Below are 3,309 nucleotides of genomic sequence, written 5' to 3'. Positions count from 1 at the left end.
CGAGGAGGGGACCGCCGATCCGGCCGCCGCCGAGCACACCCACCCGCGCATCGGCGAGGTCTCGCCCGGAGTAGGGCACCTTGAGGTCCTCGTGCGGCCAGCGACCTGCGCGGACGGCCGCGTCGGCTGCCGGCACCCGGTGCAGCGTCGCGAGGATCAGCGCGAGGGTGTGCTCGGCGTCCGTGCGCCACAGCCGGGTCGACTCGATCACGGCGACACCCCTGTCGCGGGCGTCGTCACGGACATCGGTCGGTGCGAGGTGCACCGCCATCGCGCGGATCCGCCCGGCGTCGGCGAGCTCCCGTCGCGTCGGGGCGCCGTAGGCGAGGAGGCCGTCGGCCCATGCGAGCGCGTCGACCCGCTCGGGGCCACCGGCCGGCAGCCGCCGCACGTCGGCGAGGGACCGGAGCCTGGCCTCGGCCAGCGGGTGCAGGGACATGTCCACCAGGACGGTCGGGCGCGGGGATGGCACCCGGCGAGCATGGCACTGCCAACGTGATGCCCGAGCCTCTTGCGGACGTGCCGTCTGGTGCGTCTACACTCACATACAACGATGTAACTAGCCGCAGCCCAGCGTCGAGCCCCGCCGCTGAGCGTCGCGGGTCGCCGACGTCGCAGTGTCGCGCAGGAGGTCTCGTGTCTGTCTCGTCCCCCCAGGGCCCGGTGGCTGCCGGCTCCCCGCACGCCCTCCGGGCGCCGCTCGCGGGGGGCGGCATGCGCGCCGGGCGCCCGGAGGTCGCCCGATGAGCCGGGCTCAGGTCGTCGAGGGTCGAGACGGGCGGATCGTCTGGGGCAACGGCCTCATCGAGCTGCACCTCGACGTCGACCCCGACCGCCCGGTCGGAGTCGTGGGCCTGGCGGGCCGTGGGTTCGGGCTGCGCACCGGGCCGGCGCGCCGGCTCGTGGAGGTGCTCGCCCCCGAGGTCGGGCGCCGGCCCGGCAGCCCGCGGATCTCCGACACCGAGATCGGCGCAGCGCTGCGGTTCGTGGGTGCGCGGGCCGTGCGCGAGCCGGGACTCGACACGCTGCGCGTGACCCAGCGTGACTCCCTGACCGGCCTGCTCGTGGTCACGGTCCTCGAGCTGCGCGATGGCGTCAGTGCCGCGCGGACCTGGACCGAGCTGACCGTGGAGCCGACGGCCGGGCGAGGGGTCCTGGTCGAGGCCGTCACGAGCCTGTCCCTCGGCCTGGCGCCGACCTACCTCGGCGCCGTGGACGACCTGGACGTGCTGTGGGCACGCACCGGCTGGGCGACCGAGAACCGGTGGGAACGCACGCGGCTGCGTGAGGCAGGGGCTCCGGACCAGAACGTCGCCGTCAACCCGCACCCGCCGCGGACCCGCTGCGCCCTGCGGTCGACGAGCTCGTGGTCGTCGGGTGAGTGGCTCCCCATGGGGATCCTCACCGCGCACGACGACTCGGCGAGCATCGCGTGGCAGGTCGAGCACCCCGGCGCATGGGGCTGGGAGGTCGGCGAGGACGTCGACGGCCTGCACGTGGCCGCGACCGGCCCGGTCGAGGCCGATCACCAGTGGAGCGAGGTCCTCGCGCCCGGGGACACCTTCGTCAGCGTGCCGGTCTCGGTGGTCGTCGTCGGCGGGGACTGGCAGGCGTCGGTCGCAGAGCTCACGCTGCAGCGTCGTGCGCTGCGCGGCCCCGGGGGCCCGCTGCCGGTGATCTACAACGACTACATGAACACCCTCTTCGGCGACCCGGACGAGGAGAAGGAGAAGCCCCTGATCGACGGCGCTGCCGCGCTCGGGGCGGACGTCTTCTGCGTCGACGCGGGCTGGTACGCCGACGACGGCGAGTGGTGGGACGGCGTCGGCGAGTGGCGGGAGTCGACCCAGCGGTTCCCCTCCGGCCTGAACGCGACCATGGAGCGCATCCGTGCCGCGGGGATGACCCCGGGACTCTGGCTCGAGCCCGAGGTGGTCGGCGTGCGCTCGCCGATGGCCGAGCGGCTGCCGGCCTCGGCGTTCTTCTCCCGCCGTGGGGTGCGGGTGCAGGAGTCCGGGCGACTCCACCTGGACCTGCGTGACGCCGCGGCCCGCAAGCACCTGGACGACACCGTCGCCCGCCTCGTGGACAGCTACGGCGTCGGCTTCTTCAAGCTCGACTACAACACGACGCCGGGCACCGGGACGGACAGCCGGGACGTGGCAGCTGGCGCAGGGCTGCTCGGGCACAACCGCGCCTGGATGGACTGGCTGGACGGGATCGCCGAGCGCCACCCTGGGCTGCTGCTGGAGAACTGCGCCTCGGGCGCCATGCGCGCCGACGACGCCGCCCTGGTCAGGACCCACCTCCAGTCGACCTCGGACCAGTGCGACCCGCTGCTGTATGCGGCGATCGCCGCCGCGGCGCCGATGTCGATCCTGCCCGAGCAGGCCGGCAACTGGGCCTACGCCCAGCAGGAGATGACCGACGAGCGGGCGGCCTTCACCCTGGCAGCCGGCGTGCTCGGTCGGCTCTACCTGTCGGGCTTCGTGGGTCGGATGGACGAGGCGCGCCTCGGCCTGGTCCGTGAGGCGGTCGCGCTCCATCGTCAGCTGCTCGGGGTGATGACCACGACGGTCCCGTTCTGGCCGCTGGGGCTCGTCGGCTGGGCGGACGACTGGATCGCGACCGGCCTGCGGCCGGCTCCGGGCGAGCGCGGCCCGACCTGGGTCACGGTCTGGCGTCGCGGCGGTGGCGCGTCGGCACAGCTCGCCCTGCCGCACCTGAGGGGCGGGTCCCCGGCGGTGCAGCAGGTCTTCCCGCGCGCGGCAGCGGGATGGGGGGCCGGCTGGTCCGGTGACGGGGTCCTGCAGGTGACGACCAGCGTCGAGGAAGCCACCTCACGCATCTTCCGGATCGGGTGAGGACGGGCCGACGATGAAGTTCACCGAGGGTTACTGGCGGGTGCGCGAGGGCTTTTCCGCGCTGCACCCGGTGCAGGTGCACGACGTCGAGCTCGCGGAAGACGGCAGCGAGGTCCGGCTCTACTCCCCGACGCGTCGGGTCGAGCACCGCGGGGACACGCTGAGCAACCCCGAGCTGACCCTGACGGTCCGGGCGCCGATGCCCGGGGTCCTGGCCGTGACGATCGAGCACTTCACCGGCGCCAGGGAGGTCTGGCCGGACTTCGCGCTGACCGACGACGCCCGCCTCCCGGTCGTGGTGACCGAGCTCGACGAGCACGTGGTGGTGAGGTCCGGCGAGCTCGAGCTGTGGGTGACCAGGGCGACCTTCCGCCTGGAGTACCGCGCCGACGGCCGGGTGCTCACCTCGAGCGAGCGCAAAGGCATCGGCCGCCTGACCGGGCCG

General features: G+C 74.0%; 2 protein-coding genes and 1 pseudogene. 2 read left to right on the top strand and 1 reads right to left on the bottom strand.

From position 1 onward, the window contains the following. A partial coding sequence (locus PKY62_RS12820) for an NAD(P)-dependent oxidoreductase (RefSeq protein ID WP_324537560.1) occupies positions 1–472 on the bottom strand: 472 nt, incomplete at its 3' end. A 271-nt stretch (positions 473–743) separates the two neighbouring features. On the opposite strand from PKY62_RS12820, the gene PKY62_RS12815 reads away from it, so the two are divergent. Then, positions 744–2,864: a glycoside hydrolase family 36 protein gene (locus PKY62_RS12815; protein WP_324537558.1), complete on the top strand. Its 2,121-nt coding sequence runs from the start codon at positions 744–746 to the stop codon at positions 2,862–2,864. 13 nt (positions 2,865–2,877) lie between these two features. Further along, positions 2,878–3,309 (top strand): annotated as a pseudogene (locus tag PKY62_RS12810) (alpha-xylosidase); the annotation flags it as partial.

The organism is Actinotalea sp. (assembly GCF_035443605.1).
Lineage (GTDB): Bacteria > Actinomycetota > Actinomycetes > Actinomycetales > Cellulomonadaceae > Actinotalea.
The sequence above is the reverse complement of the archived record's forward strand: the minus strand, read 5'-3'. Positions and strand labels throughout refer to the sequence as shown.

Coding starts and splice junctions, on each gene's coding strand:
- PKY62_RS12815 (WP_324537558.1), top strand. CDS start 744: ATGAGCCGGGCTCAGGTCGTCGAGGGTCGAGACGGGCGGATCGTCTGG.